Origin of the sequence: Nostoc sp. JL31 (assembly GCF_017114965.1) — a bacterium.
GTDB classification, from domain to species: domain Bacteria; phylum Cyanobacteriota; class Cyanobacteriia; order Cyanobacteriales; family Nostocaceae; genus Nostoc; species Nostoc punctiforme_A.
Map to the genome: position 1 here is coordinate 22,357 of NZ_JABXKO010000056.1, position 19,805 is coordinate 42,161.

Annotated in this window: 9 protein-coding genes; 5 read left to right on the forward strand and 4 right to left on the reverse strand. The window is 43.6% G+C overall.

Features of this window, described 5'->3' with window-relative positions; genetic code table 11:
- Positions 1 to 245: 245 nt before the first annotated feature.
- The 4 genes from HWQ43_RS14075 to HWQ43_RS14090 all read right to left on the reverse strand — a co-directional run bounded on the left by HWQ43_RS14075 (position 246) and on the right by HWQ43_RS14090 (position 6,664).
- On the reverse strand, positions 246 to 1,061 hold the full coding sequence (locus HWQ43_RS14075; protein ID WP_292734486.1) for a DUF928 domain-containing protein: 816 nt from the start codon (positions 1,059 to 1,061) through the stop codon (positions 246 to 248).
- A gap of 324 nt (positions 1,062 to 1,385) precedes the next feature.
- Complete coding sequence (locus HWQ43_RS14080; protein WP_292734488.1) at positions 1,386 to 3,743, reverse strand: CHASE2 domain-containing protein; 2,358 nt, start codon at positions 3,741 to 3,743, stop codon at positions 1,386 to 1,388.
- A gap of 511 nt (positions 3,744 to 4,254) precedes the next feature.
- Positions 4,255 to 5,406, reverse strand: a complete 1,152-nt coding sequence (locus HWQ43_RS14085) for a DUF1822 family protein (RefSeq protein WP_292734490.1) — start codon at positions 5,404 to 5,406, stop codon at positions 4,255 to 4,257.
- A 58-nt stretch (positions 5,407 to 5,464) separates the two neighbouring features.
- A complete protein-coding gene (locus HWQ43_RS14090) occupies positions 5,465 to 6,664 on the reverse strand; it encodes a sigma-70 family RNA polymerase sigma factor (protein ID WP_292734492.1) in 1,200 nt (399 codons plus the stop codon).
- Between the two features lie 330 nt (positions 6,665 to 6,994).
- Here HWQ43_RS14090 and HWQ43_RS14095 point away from each other — a divergent pair, with 330 nt between their 5' ends.
- The 5 genes from HWQ43_RS14095 to HWQ43_RS14115 all read left to right on the forward strand — a co-directional run bounded on the left by HWQ43_RS14095 (position 6,995) and on the right by HWQ43_RS14115 (position 19,715).
- The gene (locus HWQ43_RS14095) at positions 6,995 to 7,354 is read left to right on the forward strand and encodes a hypothetical protein (RefSeq protein WP_292734494.1); all 360 of its coding nucleotides are present in this window, start codon (positions 6,995 to 6,997) and stop codon (positions 7,352 to 7,354) included.
- Positions 7,355 to 7,686: 332 nt separating this feature from the next.
- The gene (locus tag HWQ43_RS14100) at positions 7,687 to 9,906 is read left to right on the forward strand and encodes a peptidase domain-containing ABC transporter (RefSeq protein ID WP_292734496.1); all 2,220 of its coding nucleotides are present in this window, start codon (positions 7,687 to 7,689) and stop codon (positions 9,904 to 9,906) included.
- A 191-nt stretch (positions 9,907 to 10,097) separates the two neighbouring features.
- Complete coding sequence (locus HWQ43_RS14105; RefSeq protein WP_292734499.1) at positions 10,098 to 11,600, forward strand: HlyD family efflux transporter periplasmic adaptor subunit; 1,503 nt, start codon at positions 10,098 to 10,100, stop codon at positions 11,598 to 11,600.
- A gap of 453 nt (positions 11,601 to 12,053) precedes the next feature.
- Positions 12,054 to 16,277: a filamentous hemagglutinin N-terminal domain-containing protein gene (locus tag HWQ43_RS14110; protein ID WP_292734502.1), complete on the forward strand. Its 4,224-nt coding sequence runs from the start codon at positions 12,054 to 12,056 to the stop codon at positions 16,275 to 16,277.
- Between the two features lie 249 nt (positions 16,278 to 16,526).
- Complete coding sequence (locus tag HWQ43_RS14115; RefSeq protein WP_292734505.1) at positions 16,527 to 19,715, forward strand: S-layer family protein; 3,189 nt, start codon at positions 16,527 to 16,529, stop codon at positions 19,713 to 19,715.
- Positions 19,716 to 19,805 lie beyond the last annotated feature (90 nt).

Here is a 19,805-nt window from a genome sequence, read left to right on the forward strand (position 1 = left end):
CTTGGCGTCCTTCTCCCAAGGGGAGACGCTAACGCGAAGGCGGTTCGTTAAAAAAATTGACTTTTACAAAGAGTTTTAGGCTTAACTGAACCGTATTGAGCTATAATCGCCCTGGTTGTAGTTGAAATAGTTACAGATTCGGAAGCATGTTAAAACTGCTTGCTGATAAAAACTTTGATAATCTATTTGTTAAGGGTATGTCGTTGCTCAACTGTTGAATAATTCCATATTGTAAATTTGCTGTGCTACTTTGCATCAGCTTGGCAACATTTTATCAAAGGTTGTTTAGCTAAATTCTCTAAATCTACGGATTGAAGCAAATTCATCCACTCCGCCGCTAGAGTTGGATCTTCAGGTTTGCTAAGACGTAATTCAGCCAAAGTAGTCAAAGCATCGTACCAAATACCATTCTCGGCATAAAGGTTTACCCGTTGCTGAGAAGTTGCTTGCTTCAAGCTATCTACTAATTGAGGATTTGGATTGACTCGTTGCACCCATCCTTCCACATACTCTCGTTCTGGAGGTTGTTGGGGATTGCAAATGACTTTTATCTTGAAAAACCAGTGATACATCTTGTCTACTTGCAATGGGGAAGTATTTGCGTTTAAGCGAATGCTAACAATTCCTGGTACTTCTGGTATTGTTACTATTGTTCGGTAAAGTGTTTGACTTTGTTTACCTGACTCATCTTTGACAACAAACTCAATCGAATCAATTAGAGACTTTTGATAGGGGACAAAAAACCAAAAAGTTGGATATTCCTCATTCGTCAAGCCCCAAACTTTAGTAACAGCAACAGCTTCTGTTTTCCCTTGATTAAATGTCTCTTTGTATACAGGTACAAATGCAACAACAGACTGATTCCCAACACCACAACCACGACTTGCAGCCCCTCCGCGATCGCCTGCTGCCCCTCTATCAGGAGGAGGCGGAGGAGGCGAAAATTTCTTAGGAGTGGCCGCAACTGGTGTCATCCAAATCATTGGAGAATAGCCGATAATTCCCAACCAAGTCATTCCCAATGCAGCGATTAATTGTATTTTTTGCCAATGGCTTTTCATAAAACCTCCTAACACTTGCTTGCTGAACGGCGATTTTCATGCTTCAAATTAGCGTTATTATTAGAGGTTGTTTTAAAAGTGGTTAGCTGTGATTTTAATCACATTTTTATCCCCCTTAATCCCCCCTTTCCAAGGGGGGAGACTAATACCAAGTTGCAATCAGATGTAGTATTTCTCCCCCCTGCTTCCCCTGCCTGCCAAAACTAATATTTTTGAATGCAACTCGGTATAAATAATCCAGTTCCCTCCCCCCTTTACAAGGGGAGGGTTAGGGTGGGGTAAACAAATATTTGATACACTACTACAGACTTTTCAAACATCCTCTTAATTTTTAAATTTCATGTTTAAGTAAGTTGTAGCTATTAAACTATTGCCTACTAAAGCCAACATAGCAGGAATTAGCGGAACCCAACAACTATATACAATTAAAAATATAAAACAGCTAACGTATAAACTGATAATAGCGATTCCTCCTGCCAAGCTTAAGTAAATGAATCGGTGCAGATAAGCAGTAAACAAACCGCCTAAAAAAGACCAACCCCAAACCCAAATTACCTCACCCCAAAGCGGCCAAGTCCACAACAGAGGTTGTCCATCCAAAGCAGCCCTGAGCAGTTGACTGACCATCTGGGCTTGTAAAAATACTCCTGGTATTGCCTGTAATTTTCCTTGAGGAGTGATGTAGGGAGTTAACCAGTAATCACCAAAAGTTTCTGCTGTTGTGCCAATAATTACTATTTTGTCTTTAACTGCATCGGCATTGAGCTTACCCGTTAGCACTTGTTGTAAGGTCATACTTGGTGCGATCGCTTCTGGTGAAGGAGAAGAACGATAATTTAATAAAATTTGGTGTCCAAAAGCGTCAACCCTTTGATAACCTCCAGCATGAGGTTCTATTGGTTTAAATGTCACCTTTCCTAATTGCCATGCGTCATCAGAGGTAAATTGCAACTGAATTCCCTTTGCGTACAGGTAACGCAGTGCGAGTTGAACATTCAAGGCATAGGGCGCAGTACAAGGAGATGAGGGCGCAGGAGTTAACGCTAACAGATGGCGACGCACAACATTATCTGAATCTATGGCAATATCGCTAAAACCTAGATTCTGTGAAGAAAGTTCTGGAGGTGGTTTTACACCTGGTTTTCCGGCTTGAGAATCGCTGAGTTGACAAACCCCCACAAAGCGATCGCTTTTTCGCATTCTTGCTGCCAATGCTGGATAATCCTTATCCACTGGATAATCTCGGTATATATCCAAACCAATAACTTGTGCTTGATATGCCTCTAATTTTTCTAACAGTTTGGCAAGTGATTTGTCTGACAGCGAACCTTGAGGTTTTTCCGGTTTTTGCGCTTGCACATCTTCTTCAGTCACAGTGACAACCAGTAGGCGTGAGTCTGGTTTTTCAGGAGGGCGCAAGCGTACCAGTTGGTCAAATGCACTTAACTCTAATGTTTGCAGCACGCCCAAATATCTTACCCCGATTAATATTCCAGTTACTACCATGCTCGCCAGTAAGATCGATGAAAAGCCAAGCCGATTTGTGGTTCCTCTAACAGGCGTAGTTTGAGACAAAGATGCAGTAAGATTGGGTGGATTTCTAAACAATTCCCCCCAATTCAACGGCATCTCAGCCGGATTTTGAAAGATCACAGGCAACCATGTAGCGCAGGGAAATTGGTTTTCTAGTCCCTGTAACCTTTCTCGTGCTTCCCTGACGGCTAAATACAATGAGCCTCCCCGCGCAAAGGCTTCTAAAAAATACTTTAAAAACTGTTGCGCCACGCGATCGGGTACAGGCTCTCGCATCACGATAATTTGGGGAATATGTAAATCTGCAAACTCCCATGCCAATCCCAAGCCATCACAGGAATTGAAAATCGCTAGTTTTAGACCTCGTTCTACTGCCTTTTTCAAAGCATACTTTAACTGGCTAATTGTGAGACTTTCAGTTTGATTGATGTAGATTTTTCCTGTTTGATTCGTTTCCTGAGTAGAACTATGTCCGGCGAAAAATAGAATCTGCCAATTCTGCTCCCATAGCTGGTCAGTCAGGTCAAGGCATTGTGGTTCAACTAAAAAAGTTATATCTGTATTGGGTAACAAATTAAGTAGCGCCTGGTCTGCTTTGGTATCAATACCTTGACTGTTACCCAAAATCGCTAAGATTTTTACTTTGTCGGATGTAGTTGCTATGCGGTTAAGGTTGACTTGTTCGTAGGCAGGAGCGCTCAGGGCTATTTCCGCCTGGGGATAGCGTTCTATCAAATCCCAAAGATGCCAGGGAAATTTCTGTAATCGCAGGTCTTTGGTTTGTAAAAGCATCCGAATATTATCCGCAAGCACAAGTTTTTCTAACAATTTCTCGCGGATAAAACGAAAGGAATCGGAAGCAAGCCAAGTATTAAAACTTACTTTAAATTCCTCACTCACCTGCTGGCAGTATTCTAGGCTGGGGGCTTGGTTAAGTTCTTTAGCTAAACCAATCGGACGAGATGGCAGCCTTAAATTACGATAAATAGATTGCCAACGGTGATAATCGCGGAGAATTTCCGGGTTGGGGGGAAGCTCACCTGTGATTTCCACAGTCGGGCGGACATTTTCATCGCCAATCTGTAGAGTCACGGTAAACCCTTGTTCAAAGTTTCCCTCCCCTAACTTTAAGATGATTAACTTGTCCACAGCTAGTTCTCCCTAGATGTTGAGTTGTATCTATGTGAGGTACATCCGTCGGGTTAGGGCACTAAACTTAACCTCAAACGCTTGTCCCACATACGCTTTACCCCACCCTAACCCTCCCCTTGCAAAGGGGAGGGAACTGGATTTCCGGCTTCTCCTCTTTGCAAGGTTAGTTAGTGGGCGACAATTCTCCAGCCCCTTTAAGAGAGAACTGGATTTCCGGCTTCCCCCCTTTACAAGGGGGGATTGAGGGGGGTAATTCAACTTGTATGTACACCGTAGCCTTGGTAAAGGGAAAGGCGGTTTTGGGTTTAGACAAAACCGGGGTGAGGTGATGCTGTGAGTAAGCATAAGTGAATGAACTCAATATTACGTCTTGACAAGGGTTTCACGTTAAATTGACAACTTTAACCCTGCTATATATCTTGGTTCCTAAATAGGTTGCTGTGTGTTGTGAAATTCAGTTTAAGAGCAAATAATAAAGGCTAAACGTGAAGATTTCTGAAGGTAATATTTAAAACCGCAAAATCTCTCGTTCATAGTCTTCAGGTGCGGGTTCTATTTCCCAAACTAATCCTTCTCCTAGTTCCAAAATTACTTCCAAATACAACATATCTACAGCAGTTGTTGCCGTATCTTGATTATTTTCAAAAGCTTGTAAGTCTTCCGTTAGTAGTCGAAGCTTAAACCCAGCTGGAATTTGACTATCAAGAGTTGTACTTCGCAATTCAAAACGCCAAACATAATCCTCAGAAGCGCTTTTTGGGAAAATACGTAACTCGTATGTTTGCTCTGCAACTTTTATTTGCCGAGACAAGCCTAAAACTGGTTCTGCACTCCGCATTCCGGCAGGTACCACAACGAATTCTCTTTTTTCCCATCCCCACTGTTGGGCTAAATTGGCTACTCCTGTCTGCAACCATTGCGGAATCGATCGCTGTATGAGTAAACCCTGACGCAGTTCATACAACTTTTTTCGCCAACCACTATGTGCCAAGAGCGCACCCCAGAGTGAAAATGGAACTGCTAAACGCGGGAATTTTACATCGCGATCGCCCAATCTTTCTAAAAGGTTTTCTGCCTGGGTTTTGCCAATAGAATCTAAAGGTGTAATCTCGGCACGTAAGGTTTCTGACCGATCTAGTTGGCGTGTAACCCACAGCACATTAATATCTGGAATTAAATCTTCACTTTCCAAGCTGTAAGTGCGATCGCCAGCATTATAAACCCCTTTTGTTTTCAGAATTTGATGGGTTGTGTAGCCAAAAATCTTCATCCAGCCATCATCGGGATTAAGTTGTACTGCTATGTAATAGTCAGCAACCCACTCTGGTATATCTACCCATTCCTGCGGTACGCGTAACTCATCGTCATCCATCGCCAGGGTGGGAATTAATACCAGGCGATCGCGATCGAAAGTAATAGCTGTGCCATTGACTACTTCCCAAAAACTCGGCAATGCCGCACTGTGAGGATAAACCTTGGCGGTGGGAGCAATTTCCTCCTGGAACCAAGGCAAAAATGCTTGCAAGCATTTTTGATTTATCCACCCACGTTGACAAGCACCAGCTGTTGAGTATGGTTGTTCTTGCACTTCTGGAAATTGGGTAATTTCCAAGTATAAATGCTGTGAGTCAATAGTGAATGGGGCAGGTGGGTTCAACATAAAAATTCTAGAATGGCTCCATATAAAGACCAATACTGGGGAGAGGGGAGAGACAAAATTATTTCTTGTCTGCTGATTGAATTTGGGTATGGCTATATTGGACTTTGAGCCATTCCTCTAAACTTGTGTTTATGGCATCTACTACGTCGGATTTAGGGGAAATATGCAAGGTGTTTTGACTCCATTGCGTAAGAGTCAGGAGCAATGACTTTTTAATGCTGCTCAGGCGACGAGAAACAGTATATTGCTTAATTTCTAGCTGTGCAGCAATTTCTTGTTGAGTCAGTTGTTGAACGTAGTAAGCTTGTAGTACTTTTTGGGACTCAGCATCGAGTGCAGCGATCGCTTGGGACAAAACTTGGTTTAACTGAGCTTGCTGCGATCGCATATTCACCGCTTCTTCCTGCTCAATAATTTCCGTTAGTAAAGATGTTTGCAAATCTACAGGCAATATATCTAATAAATTACCCTCATCTTCTTTAAGGGGAGCGTCTGTGGAAACAAACTTAGGATAGAGGAAAGTACGGGCAGCTTTAGCAGCAGATAATACCCAGGTTTCTATAGTTTGCTGATTGACTGCGCCAGTGGGTGAACTCAATCGGCTGAAACGTTCTGCATTATAAAGATTACTAATAGCTTCCCAAGTCAGAGCATCTGGTTTGGGAAGCTGACGAATTTTTGTATTGTCACCTGTGTAGAGTTCCTTAAAGCATTCCCAGGCTAAAACATAACTCTCGATGCTTTCTTTGTTAAATCCGGCATTTTGTAATGACTGCACTAGTCGTTTGCGGCTGAGTTTATGCAATAATGCCCAGTCTGAGCAAATGTCTGCTTCCCGGTGTAAGCGCAGTGCATCTTTGATAATCGATTCAAAAGTTAATTGTGCATAGGCTTTTAAATGCGAACTGTATTGAGGGTTGAAATTTTTGAGTATTCTGTTAATATGAGCGATCGCCATCTGAAAACAGTCTGCTACAGACGACTGCGTGGGAAAGTTGAGGGCGAATTTTCTGGCAGTCCAGTAGCACACCTCTTGTAAATAAGCAGAAATATGTGCAAGTGCCACAGCACTAGATTGAGTCTGCCAAACTCTATACCAGTAAAGCGCCCAAAAGGTATCTGATTTCTCAGTTGACGACTCCAGGCAAACTTTCATACTGCGTCGCAGTTTGGCATCTGTTGCCCAACCACTAAATTGGTCTACATCAAATTGCACAAAGGTAGAAAAGATTTCAACAATGCCCTGTCGGGGTTGCATGGAATACTTGCCGCTGTTTGAAACATAGCTGATTTCAATTATACAACAATAGGGACAAAAGCTAATTCCTTACTGCGTAAGGATTTTACAGATTTTTCAAAAATTTTCCGATCTCAGTGCATAAAGACTAAAAGTCATCGTAGAGAGTGATATGCAAAGAAGTTCATTTAAAAAGATGCTTTCTTTGGGGAATAGCGGAATCATTGAATAAGTTCGTCTACAGAACAAAATTTCGATAGTTACATCCGCAAATTCATCCCCCAATTATGCAACTTCTTAAAAATTACCTAATTATCTCTGCATCACCTAATTAACAAAGAGAGAAAAACCATGTTAACTAATCAAACCTGCCTAGAATCTTTTGGTTTAATTGAAGAAATGGACGAACAAGCTGCTGAAACAATTAGTGGCGGAGCTACCGAGGTGTTTACGGTTAAAAACAAAACGCCATACAATGTCTCCTACACTCTCGATGGTACAACAGCACCAGGGTATGCCGCAAATCCTAATGATGGTTATGCTGTATGGACTGCCACTAGTGGAGGAATCATTAGATATGACAAAGACAGTCGAAATGATTTTGAGGATTACATAACGTACAATTTGGCCGATGGAGGAGTATATGAGTTTCAAGACAACACGAACACTGTTGGCAATCCATACGATATACAACTCTATCGGGTAGACTAATCTGCAATTCTGAAGTAGATTTACTGATTTGAATTTTTGAGGTTAGATTGTCCTATCTCGGTTCAGATCAAAAAGCTAACTACTCAAAAATCTGGGCTAAAAAGCTGAATACAATATAACGTCGGGGCAAGTGCCCCGATTTTTTTATGCATAAGGATTTGCCAAATTTTTCAAAATAGTTCTGCTCCAAGTGCATAAAAACTCAAAGTCGTCGTAAAGAGTGATATGCAGAGAGTTCACAGCAATCAAAGGTCTGAACTGAAAGCTAAACATCAGTTCTAGTCGGAGCAAAAGCTCCGACGATTCTTTCTCCTCTAACAGTTGTCCTGAAAATGAAATACCAAATAGTCCTCCAACACACTGAAGAAGACTGTGGTGCAGCGTCTCTAGCCACCATTGCCAAACATTACGGACGCACATTTACCCTTAACCGCGTCCGAGAAGCCGTAGGTACTGGTTCTAGAGGAACATCCTTGCTAGGATTGAAACGGGGTGCAGAAGTACTAGGATTCAACGCCCGCCAAGTTAAAGCCAGTCCCCAATTAATCGACCAATTACATCAAGCTCCCCTACCAGCGATTATCCACTGGAAAGGCTACCATTGGGTTGTATTATACGGGCAAAAAGCCAAAAAATACGTCATCGCCGACCCTGGTGTTGGTATTCGTCATCTTACCCGTCAAGAGTTAATGGCGGGTTGGAATAATGGCGTCATGCTGCTGCTGACTCCAGATGACAGCCGTTTTTATCAACAAGAATCAGATAAAATTGGCGGACTGGGAAGATATCTGCAACGGGTTTGGCCTTATCGTTCTATTCTCGCCCAAGCGATCGCCATTAACATCGCCATTGGACTGCTTTCTTTGGCATCTCCCTTCATGATGCAACTCCTCACCGATGATGTCTTAGTACGAGGTGATACCCAACTACTAACGACTGTGGCAATTGGCGTTATCGCCATGAATTTAATTAGAAGCGCCATTAGTTTAGTCCAATCTCACCTCATCGGTCACTTTGGTCAAAGATTGCAATTAGGACTAATTCTAGAATACGGACGCAAACTTTTACATTTACCCCTTTCCTACTTTGAAGGACGACGCAGTGGGGAAGTTGTCAGCCGCATTGCCGATGTCAAAGCCATCAATAACTTAGTGTCCCAAATTGTCCTGGGATTACCCAGTCAATTCTTTATTGCTGTAATTTCCTTGGGTTTTATGCTCTTTTACAGTTGGGAACTAACTCTCGCTTCCATAGTTGCATTTATGGTTGTCACGGGTGTTAACCTGCTTTTCTTACCCGCAATGCGCCAGAAAACCCGAAATTTAATTGTTTCTGGTACAGAAAACCAAGGCTTTTTGGTAGAAACATTTCGCGGCATCCAAGTATTAAAAACTACCCAAGCCACTCCCCAAGCTTGGTCAGAATATCAAGGGAATTATGGTCGCCTCGCCAACTTAGGCTGGAGTATGATGAAACTGGGACTGTATAGCAGTACAGTTACTGGCATTCTTTCTACCTTCATTAGTATTGGCATCCTTTGGATAGGTAGCTATTTAGTCATTAATCACACCTTAACAATCGGTCAGTTAATGGCATATAACGGCATGAGTGGCAACTTTCTCGGCTTCTTAGGTGCTGCGATCGGCTTAGTAGATGAGTTTATCACAGCCCAGATAGTCCTTCAACGGATGACAGAAGTGATTGACGCTACCCCAGAATCCGAAAATGATTTTAAAAAGCCTTGGGCACAAATTCCTGGCAATGCAGATATAACTTGCAGTGAACTTAACTTTCATCACGCAGGTAGAGTTGACCTCTTACAAGATTTTTCCTTAACTATTCCTGGCGGTAAAGTTATTGCTTTAATTGGCAAATCTGGCTGTGGTAAAAGTACCCTGGCAAAATTGCTAACTGGCTTATATAAAGTCGAGTCTGGCAATATTCGTTATGGTTTATATAATCAGCAAGATTTATCCTTAGAATGTTTGCGTCAACAAGTGGTATTAGTTCCTCAAGAACCCCACTTTTGGAGTCGTTCTATTATTGATAATTTCAACTTTAGCTATCCACATATTAGTTTTGAAGAAATTGTCAAAGCTTGTCAAATTGCAGGTGCAGATGAATTTATTAGCAAACTCCCTGATAAATATCAAACTGTATTAGGAGAATTTGGGGCAAATCTTTCTGGTGGACAACGCCAAAGATTAGCCATAGCCAGAGCCATAGTTACTCAGCCACCAGTCTTAATTTTAGATGAATCCACAGGCGCACTCGACCCAGTAAGCGAAAGACAAGTATTAGATAGACTTTTATCCCATCGTCACAATCAAACGACTATTTTAATTAGTCACCGTCCCAAGGTAATACAGAGAGCAGATTTAATTGTATTTTTAGAACAAGGACGCTTAAAAATCCAAGGGACACCAGAAGAATTGCGCTCTTTACCTGGCGAACATTTAGATTTCTTAGATGATATTTTTCCCTCTCATAATGGGTTGGCGCTGATAGCTTCCCCGGTTCACCGTAACGGCAAGACTGCCACCATTAATTAAGATAATTCGTAATTTGTAAGAGGATGTTTTAAAAGTCCTCTTGTTGGTAGCAAAATGTTTTAGATCCCCCTAAATCCCCCTTAAAAAGGGGGACTTGAAGAAGTTTTCCCCCCTTTTTAAGGGGGGCTAGGGGGGATAAATAAGTGCTTAAAATCACAGCCAACCACTTTTCAAACAACCTCTAAGACATCATGGTTAGCAACACAAATTTTCTCCCTCCAATTCAAACAAACGAATTTCTCCCACCAATTACTCGTTGGACAACATGGGGCGGAATGTTTATTCTCTGCGTTCTCGGACTAGCTGTGCCACTTGCTGCTATTAGTAAATATAAGGTTACAGTCCAAGCACAGGCGGTTGTGCGTCCGGCGGGTGAATTGCGAATTGTGCAAGCGGCAACTGAAGGTCAGGTTATGCACATTTATGTCAAAGAAAATCAGCTTATCAAAAAAGGAGATGCGATCGCAACTATCGATGACTCCCGTCTGCAAACCAAAAAAAGCCAATTGCAAACTAGTATTCAACAATCTAAGTTACAACTAGTGCAAATTAATGCCCAGATTAGTTCCCTTAATAGCCAGATTCAAGCCGAAACTGACCGTGTAAACCGGATTATTACTGGCGCTCAAGCCGAATTGAGCGGTCGCCGTCGGGAATATCAAGATAAAAATCTGACCACTGTTTCCGAACTTCAAGAAGCTGATGCCAACGTCAAAATTGCTGAGAAAGAATTGCTGGCTGGGGAAGCACAGTTAAAAACAGCACAAGCAAATCTCCATGCGACTGAAGCTGCTTTGGGTGTAGCCCAGTCAAAACAGAAGCGATATGAGAGTGTAGCCAACCAAGGGGCGCTATCTCAGGATCAATTGGAAGAAGCACAATTATCTGCCAGACAGCAAGAGCAAGCGGTAAAGGCGCAACAAGCAGCAGTGGAGGCGCAAAAACAGACAATTGAACGGTTACAACAAGCGGTATCTGCTGTGATTGCTAGAAGACAACGCGCCCAAGTTGCCGTCAATCCAAGTAATGCAGCAGTAAGTGTTGCTACTGAGCGAATTGCTCAAGAAAAAGCCGGAGGACAAAGCAACAAAGCAACAATAGAAAAGGAACGCCAAGCCTTAGTTAACCAACGGATTGAAATTGAAAAGCAGTTAGAGCATGATACTAGCGAACTCAAACAAGCCAAAATAGATTTAGCTCAAACTGCGATCGCAGCTACCGCCGATGGTATCATTTCCCAACTCAATCTGCGAAACCCAGGTCAAACTGTGCGTGCTGGCGAGGAAGTATTGCAAATTGTCCCCACTGATGCACCTCAAGTTTTGAAAGCTGCCGTGGCATCTGATGATCAAAGTAAGTTAAAAATTGGTCAAAAAGTCCAAATGCGGGTCAGCGCTTGCCCCTACCCAGATTATGGTACTCTGAATGGTCAAGTGCAAACGATTTCTCCAGATGCGATCGCTCCTCAAAAGAATGGCACAAATACATCGATGAATGGGACTACTAGTCCAAAAGCTACTGCGCCTGGTGCTTTCTATGAAGTCACAATTGAACCGGAAACTCTGGTTTTAGGTAAAGGGAAAAACCAGTGTCACATTCAATTGGGTATGGAGGGTAGGGTTGATATTATTTCCCGTGAAGAAACTGTGCTGCAATTTTTCCTCCGTAAGGCGAGGTTGATTAGTGATTTGTAACTTTTTCTTTAATGTAACTATTACCGCCCGCGATCGCATATATTTTTTACCCTACCCTAACCCTCATGCCACTTGCTTCTTTGTAGGAATATAAGTCGGCAGAGACAACAACAATCGCCTCAAGTCGGGAAACCCGCCCCTACTAACTGTCTCCCCTTGGGAGAAGACTGCGACTCCCTCACCGATGCAGCGTCTACGCTTTGTATCAGTTGAACTGTTGCGTTTTCGCCCTTGGCGTTGGCAAAGCCATCGCTTTTGTGTTTAATAAAAGCAAGTTTGCTAAATTCCTATATTGAATTCGGGCAGTCGTTAATTGAATTCGGACAGTCGTTAATTGAATTCGGGCAATCGTTAATTGAATTCGGGCAGTCGTTGATTGAATTCGGGCAACCAATGTGTAACGGAATGTAACATATTCACAGATGAAAATGAGCAAGCGAGGCTGATTCTGATATGACTACCTGTAAAAATAGAAATTGGCACTCAGATTTATTAGGAGTTTTTAGTATTATTGGAGTGCTTGCTCATGTCATATTTTGTTGTGAAAATCACGCCTTAGCCCAGATTCCCCCTGATGGAACATTGGGTAATAACTCTTCAAAAATCACTCCCAATGTCAATATTAAAGGACTTCCGGCTGACCGGATTGATGGTGGAGCAACTCGTGGTGCAAACCTGTTCCATAGTTTTCGTGAATTCAATGTCGAAGAATCCCAGCGAGTTTATTTTGCCAATCCCACAGGAATTAAAAATATTCTCACAAGGGTAACGGGAAGTAACGTCTCGAATATTCTCGGCACATTGGGGGTAGATGGTAGCGCAAATTTGTTTTTTATTAATCCCAATGGGATTTTATTTGGGAACAAAGCACGGCTGGATGTGGTGGGTTCGTTTGTCGCCAGTACGGCGAATTCATTTGTGTTTGGCAATGGGTTGGAATTTAGTGCAACGAATCCTCAGACTCCTTCCTCATTATTAACAATTAATCCTTCTGCTTTACTATTCAATCAAATTGCCGCTGCACCGATTCAAAATAACTCAGTCGCACCAGCAGGAATAGATCCCGCAGGTTTTAATGCATCTGGTTTACGAGTAGGAGATGGTAAAAGTTTGCTGCTAGTGGGCGGTAATGTCAGCATGGATGGCGGGCAGTTAAATGCTTATAGTGGGAGAGTTGAATTAGGGGGGTTAGCAGTTCCTGGAAATGTCAATCTTCTTTTTAATGGAGATAATCTCAGTTTGAAGTTTCCTGATAATGTGACTCGTGCTTCGGTATCGCTTACCAATCAAGCAGTTATATATGTCGAAGGGGCTGGTGACGGTGATATTGCAATCAATGCCCGCAATTTAGAGATTTTAGGAGGAAGTGGGCTATCTGCTGGTATTGGGGTAGGTTTGGGTACACCTGAGACTATTGCTGGGGATATTACGCTAAATGCTACCGGGGAAATCAAAATTGCAGGTTCTAAGAGCGGAATTCACAATTTTGTAGGAGAAGGAGCAAAAGGTAAAGGAGGCAGCATTACTATCAATTCTGGTGAGTTCTCATTACAAGATGGCGCTCAACTGCTAACCTTGGTTCGGGGAACTTCTGATCTCCCTGCTGGGCGTGGCGATGCTGGCAATGTGAATATTAATGTCCGTGATGCTGTCACTATTGATGGGGTGAATAACGGACGTGTCAGTGGAGTTTACACCTCTGTGGACAACGAAGCGATAGGCAATGCGGGTGACATCAACATCACTGCCGGGTCGCTGTCTTTAACCAATGGCGCTAAACTGGATGCCAGTATATATGGAGAGGGGAATGCTGGCAGCGTATTTGTGCAGGCGTCTGACTCGGTTTCACTCACAAATAGCAACATTCTCAGCGCTGTAGGGACTGAAGCAGAAGGCTTGGGTGGCGACATCAACATTAAAACTAAAACACTTTCCTTAACTGATAGCCAACTAATTGCTAGCACCTTTGGACGGGGAAAGGCAGGTAGCGTATTTGTGCAAGCCTCTGACTCGGTTTTTCTCATCAATAGCATCATTGGCAGCACTGTACAAAATGAAGCGGTCGGCAATGGTGGTGAGATTAATATTAATGCTGGGGCGCTTTCTCTAAGTGATGGCGCTTCCCTGTTTGCCAGCACATATGGGCAGGGGAATGCCGGTAACATACTTGTGCAAGCTTCGGGTAGAGTCTCTCTCGCAAACAATAGCTTTATCGACAGCAGTGTAGCAAAAGAAGTAGTCGGCAGCAATGGTGGTGATATCAATATCACCGCTGGGTCACTCTCCTTAACTAATGGCGCTTCCCTATCTGCCAGCACATCTGGACAGGGGAATGGCGGGAGCATTTTTGTGCAAGCGTCGGACTCGGTTTCTCTCACAAATAGCTACATGCTCAACAGTGTAGATAGTGGAGCAGTCGGCAATGGTGGCGATATCAATATTAAAGCTAAGACATTTTCCTTAACTGATGGAGCTGCTCTAGTTACCAGCATCCTTGGAAAAGGGAATGCAGGCAGCGTGTTTGTACAGGCATCGGGTAGAGTCTCGCTTGCAAGTGCCAGCTTCATCTCTAGCAATGTTGTAGGAGTAGGAACGGGGGGCGACATCAATATCACCGCCGACTCGCTTTCCTTAACTGATGGCGCTGCTCTACTTACTGCCACTCCTGGACAGGGGAATGCAGGAAATGTGACGATTAAAGCTGATGGTGCAGTTTCCTTTGACGGTGTGCGGGTAATAGATGGCTTTCCTAGAGGTAGCGGGGCTTACAGCGGGGTGATACCAGTAGCAACTCTAGGAAGTGTGGGCATTGGCAATGGTGGCGACATTAATATCATTGCAGGTTCATTTTCTCTAACCAATGGCGCTGAATTGAGTACCTTCACTGGTGGACAGGGGAATGCTGGTAACGTAACTATTAAAGCTGATGGTGCAGTTTTATTGGACGGTGCGGCGAAAATAAGTGGTATCCCTGTAGCAAGCAGCGTTTACAGCGGAGTGGGAGCGCTACCAGCTGGCAAGACTTTTGGATTTTTAGGATTGATACCAGATCAAGGAATTGTCGGCAATGGTAAGGGTGGCAATATCAATATTACTGCTGGTTCACTCTCCTTGACCAATGGTGCTCAACTGCAAACCAGTACTGCTGGACAGGGGAATGCTGGTAGCGTATTTGTCCAAGCGAAAAATTCAGTTTCTCTAGCAGGCAGTGACACTGGCATCTTCAGTAATGTGTTTCCTGAAGCGGTAGGCAAGGGTGGTGAGATCGATATTACTGCTGGTTCGCTCTTTTTGACCAGTGGCGCTGAACTAGCAGCTAGCACTCAAGGACGGGGAAATGCAGGAAATATTTTGGTCAATGCAACAGATTCTGTTGAACTATCTGGAGTTGCTTCGTTCCCAGTCCTTGAAGATGGTCGTGCAGGCGGATTCTCTAGTGGGTTGTTTACGAACACCAGCAAAGGAGCCAGTGGACAAGGTGGTGAACTGGGCGTTACTACTGGTATCTTACGTGTATCAGATGGGGCGGTTTTGAGCGCCCGCAGCCAAAGCGGCTCCAAGGGTGGTAATATCACTGTTAATGCTAATGTGCTTGAAGTAATAAATGGTGGGCAATTTCTGACCACTGCCTTCAACAGCGGCGATGCAGGTAACATCGCCGTCAAAGTTAAAGACCGGATCACTATTTCAGGCAGTGATTCCACCTTCAGCGATCGCTTTAACTCTGTTGCTAAAGTCTTTGGTGAGGAGCAAGCCAAGACTACAATTGATCCTGTTCGCCCAGAAGCAGGGTTGTTTGCCAACACCGCGACTGGCTCTAGTGGAAATGGTGGTAGTATCTTCATTGACCCGATGCGGTTAGCGATCGCAGATGGTGGGGGTATCGCCGTAGATAGCCAAGGAATCGGAAAGGGTGGCAACTTACAGGTACAAGCAGGCTCTCTTACCCTTGACAATAAGGCTTTCCTCTCGGCAATAGCAAACAGCAGTCAAGGTGGAGATATTGCTCTAACGGTGCAGGATCTGCTACTACTCCGTCGCAACAGTCAAATCTCCACCACTGCCGGGAATCGCGAATTCGGTGGCAATGGCGGCAACATCACGATTAATAGCCCTTTCATTGTCGCCGTCCCAAAAGAAAATAGCGATATCAGCGCTAACGCCTTCACAGGGATTGGTGGTAGAGTTGACATTACAACAAACGGTATTTACGGTATTTTTCCGCAAAAACGCCCAACCGAAAAGAGCGACATTACAGCGAGTTCGGAATTGGGAGTGAGTGGGCAGGTAACTATCAACAGCCCAGACACTGACCCTAGTCGCGGCTTAATTCAACTACCCTCTAACCTCGTGGATGCATCGCAACAAATCGCTCAAGGTTGCACTTCCAGAGGACGACAAAATGCTAGTCGTTTTATCGCTACCGGACGCGGTGGATTACCTCTTAATCCTAACGAGCCGTTGCGGGGGCGAGCAGTGATTACTGGTTGGGTAGATTTGCCCGAACAAGCAACACACAGAGTCACGGATAAATCATCTACTGCATCTATGACCAAATCTGACGATCAGATTGTGGAGGCTCAAGGATGGATTGTCGATGCTAATGGTAATATTATGCTCGTGGCTCAATCTCCTGAAAGTTTTTTTATTCCCTCTGCCATGTCCTGTAGTCAATAATTTATTACTCCAAGAGTCGGGGGAGGAATTATGATGAGACCCAAGAGTGATCAAAACAATCAGATGCATTACCTAATTTTAAGTTTTTAAAACTTTACTTTCATCTAGTTAAAATATCTGCTGAAATTAATTGTAGAAAAATTGATCGGAACGGCTAGCTGAAAACCCTTGAAGATGTGGCTAAAAGCTGTGGCGTAAGAAAATTGCATATTCACAGGTAGGAAATGAGCAAGCGAGGCTGGTTCTGATATGACAACCTGTAAAGATAGGAATTGGCACTCAGATTTATTAGGAGTTTTTGGCATTATTGGAGTGCTTGCTCACGGCATATTTTGTTCTGAAAATCACGCCTTAGCCCAGATTACGCCTGATGGAACATTGGATAATAACTCTTCAATAATCACTCCCAATGTCAATATTAAAGGACTTCCGGCTGACCGCATTGATGGTGGAGCAACTCACGGTGCAAACCTGTTCCATAGTTTCCAGGAATTCAATGTGGGAGAATCCCAACGTGTTTATTTTGCCAATCCCACGGGAATCTCCAATATTCTCACACGGGTGACGGGAAGTAATATCTCTAATATTCTCGGCACTTTAGGGGTAGATGGTGGCGCAAATTTGTTTTTTATTAATCCCAATGGGATTTTATTTGGGAATAATGCACAGCTGGATGTAGCGGGTTCCTTTGTAGGGAGTACGGCGAATTCTTTTGTGTTTGGCAATGGGTTGGAATTTAGTGCAACTAATCCTCAGAATCCTTCTTCATTACTAACAGTTAATCCTTCTGCTTTACTATTCAATCAACTTCAGGCTGGCAGAATTGAAAACAGGTCAATTGCACCAGTAGAAGATAATATCTTTGGTTTACGAGTGCCAGATGGTCAGAGTTTGCTATTAGTGGGTGGAGAAATTGCCATCAACGAAGGTAAATTGAATGCTCCGGGTGGGCGAGTGGAATTGGCAGGAATTGCAGGTGAGGGGACAGTCGGACTGAATGTGGATGGTAATAATTTGAGTTTGATTGTTCCTGATAATGTAGCTAAAGCCGATATCTCACTCAGTAATCAAGCCTTGGTCAGTACCAGTGGCGAAGGTGGCGGCGCTATTCAGGTGTGGGGTAAAGGAGTTACAGTCAGTGGAGGTTCCCAGATTGAAGCCAGCACTTTAGGAGCATTACCTGGAAAAGGATTGAGTGTAAATGCTTCCGAATCAGTGCAAGTCGTTGGAGAATCACCTACTGGAATTCGTAGCGGTTTATTTGCTGAAACTTTTGGAACAGGAAGCGCAGGAAACCTGACAATTAACACCAGACAGTTACAAATCTTAGCAGGAGGAAAGATTTCATCTAGTACAACAAATGCAGGTTTGGCAGGAAATTTGATCGTGAATGCCTCAGAATCAGTGCAACTAATTGGTATTCCAGATAATCCCAATTTAGGTTCTAGTGGTATGTTTGCTGCATCTAATGGAGTGGGAGACGCCGGAGACATCACGATTAACACTAGACAGTTACTCATCCAAAATGGAGCCGGAATCATAACCGATAACGAAGGTAAAGGGGTTGGAGGGAGTATAACAGTAAATGCCGAATCAGTGCAGCTAGTCGGTACTGCGATTCTTCCACAGTTTCCTAATAGATGGTATCCTAGCAAAATAAGTTCTAACGCTTATAGCACAGGGCCCGCAGGAAAGATTACGATTAATACCAATCAGTTGTTAATCCAAGATGGAGCAGCGATTTCAGCTCGAACTAGCGGTAGTGGGGCTGGAGGAAGTTTGACGATAAATGCCTCCCAATCAGTTAAACTGATAGGATCTGCTACTAATAGTAATAGTCTATTTCCCTTTCCCAGCAGCTTGGTGACTCAAACATTGAGTACAGGAACAGCAGGAGATTTGGTAATTAACACCAATCAGTTGATTGTCCGAGAAGGACAACTATCTGCCAGTACTTTTGGACAAGGGAATGCTGGCAATATAAACATTGAAACTGTCACCATGAATATCATTGATAGTCAAGTGGGAAGCAGTGTTTACCGTAAAGGGTTTGCAGGAAATTTGACTATTCACGCTGCCGAGTCAGTGGAAATCAGTGGAAAAATCAAATCGTTTACATCTAATATTGAAAATCCTGCTGGCTTATTTGCTCAGGTAAACCCTAGAGGTGAAGGTCGCGGTGGCAACTTGACCATTGAGACAAAACGCTTGAGTGTCAGTCATGGAGGCAAAGTGCAAGTCGCTACTTTTGGTCAAGGCGACGCTGGTAATCTCACAATTCGGGCTTCTGAAGTAGAAGTATTTGATACACCTGTTGATAACCTCTATGCTACAGTAATCAATGCAGGTATTGAACTAGACGCAGACGAAACAGTTATTCCACCTAGAGGCAATGGTGGCGATTTAACAATTGAAACCGATCGCTTGAGTGTGAGAGGTGGTGCAATAATATCGGTTGGCACTGCTGGAGTGGGCAATGCAGGTAGATTGCGAATTCATGCGTCGAAATCTGTGGAAGTCGTTGGGAAATCACCAAATAGTAACTTTAACAGCCAAATCAGCGCTGCGGTGACGCCAGAAGGTACTGGTAGTGGGGGAAGTTTAAAGATTGAAACTGAGCAGATGAGTGTTCGGGATGGAGGTGAAGTCACTGTCAGTAGTACCGGAGCGGGGACGGCAGGCGACCTTGAGATCCAAGCTCGTTCTCTGAGTCTGGATAATCAAGGAGCGATCGCCGCCATAACCAGATCGGGGAATGGTGGTAATATTACCCTGAAGTTGCAAGACTTATTATTACTACGCAATCATAGTCAAATTTCTACCACTGCCGGCAGTAGCGAATTCGGTGGCAATGGCGGTAATCTCATCATTAATAGCCCTTTCATTGTCGCTGTTCCCAAAGAAAATAGCGATATCAGCGCTAATGCCTTCACAGGGATTGGTGGTAAAGTTGACATTACAACAAACGGTATTTTCGGTCTTGTTCCCCAAAAACGCCCAACCGAAAACAGTGACATTACAGCGAGTTCGGAATTAGGGGTGAGCGGGGAAGTAACTATCAACAGTCCTGATACTGACCCTAGTCGCGGATTAACTCAACTACCCTCCAATCTCGTGGATGCATCCCGACAAATTGCTCAAGGTTGCACTCCCAGAAGACAACAAACCGCTAATCGTTTTATCGCTACCGGACGCGGTGGATTACCCCTTAATCCTAATGAACCGTTGCGAGGACGAGCAGTGATTACTGGTTGGGTAGATTTGCCCGCACAAGTAACAGCCATCACGGATAAATCATCTACTGCATCTATGACCAAATCTACCGATCCGATTGTCGAGGCTCAAGGATGGATCGTTGATGGTAACGGTAATATTATGCTTGTGGCTCAATCTGTGCAAAGTTATTTTATTCCCTCTGCCATGTCTTGTAGTCAATAATTCATTACTCCAATCGGGGGAGGAATTTCTATTTATCTAAGTATTTCTTCAGAAAAGTTATTACTTTTCACTACTCTTAGCAAAATAAAA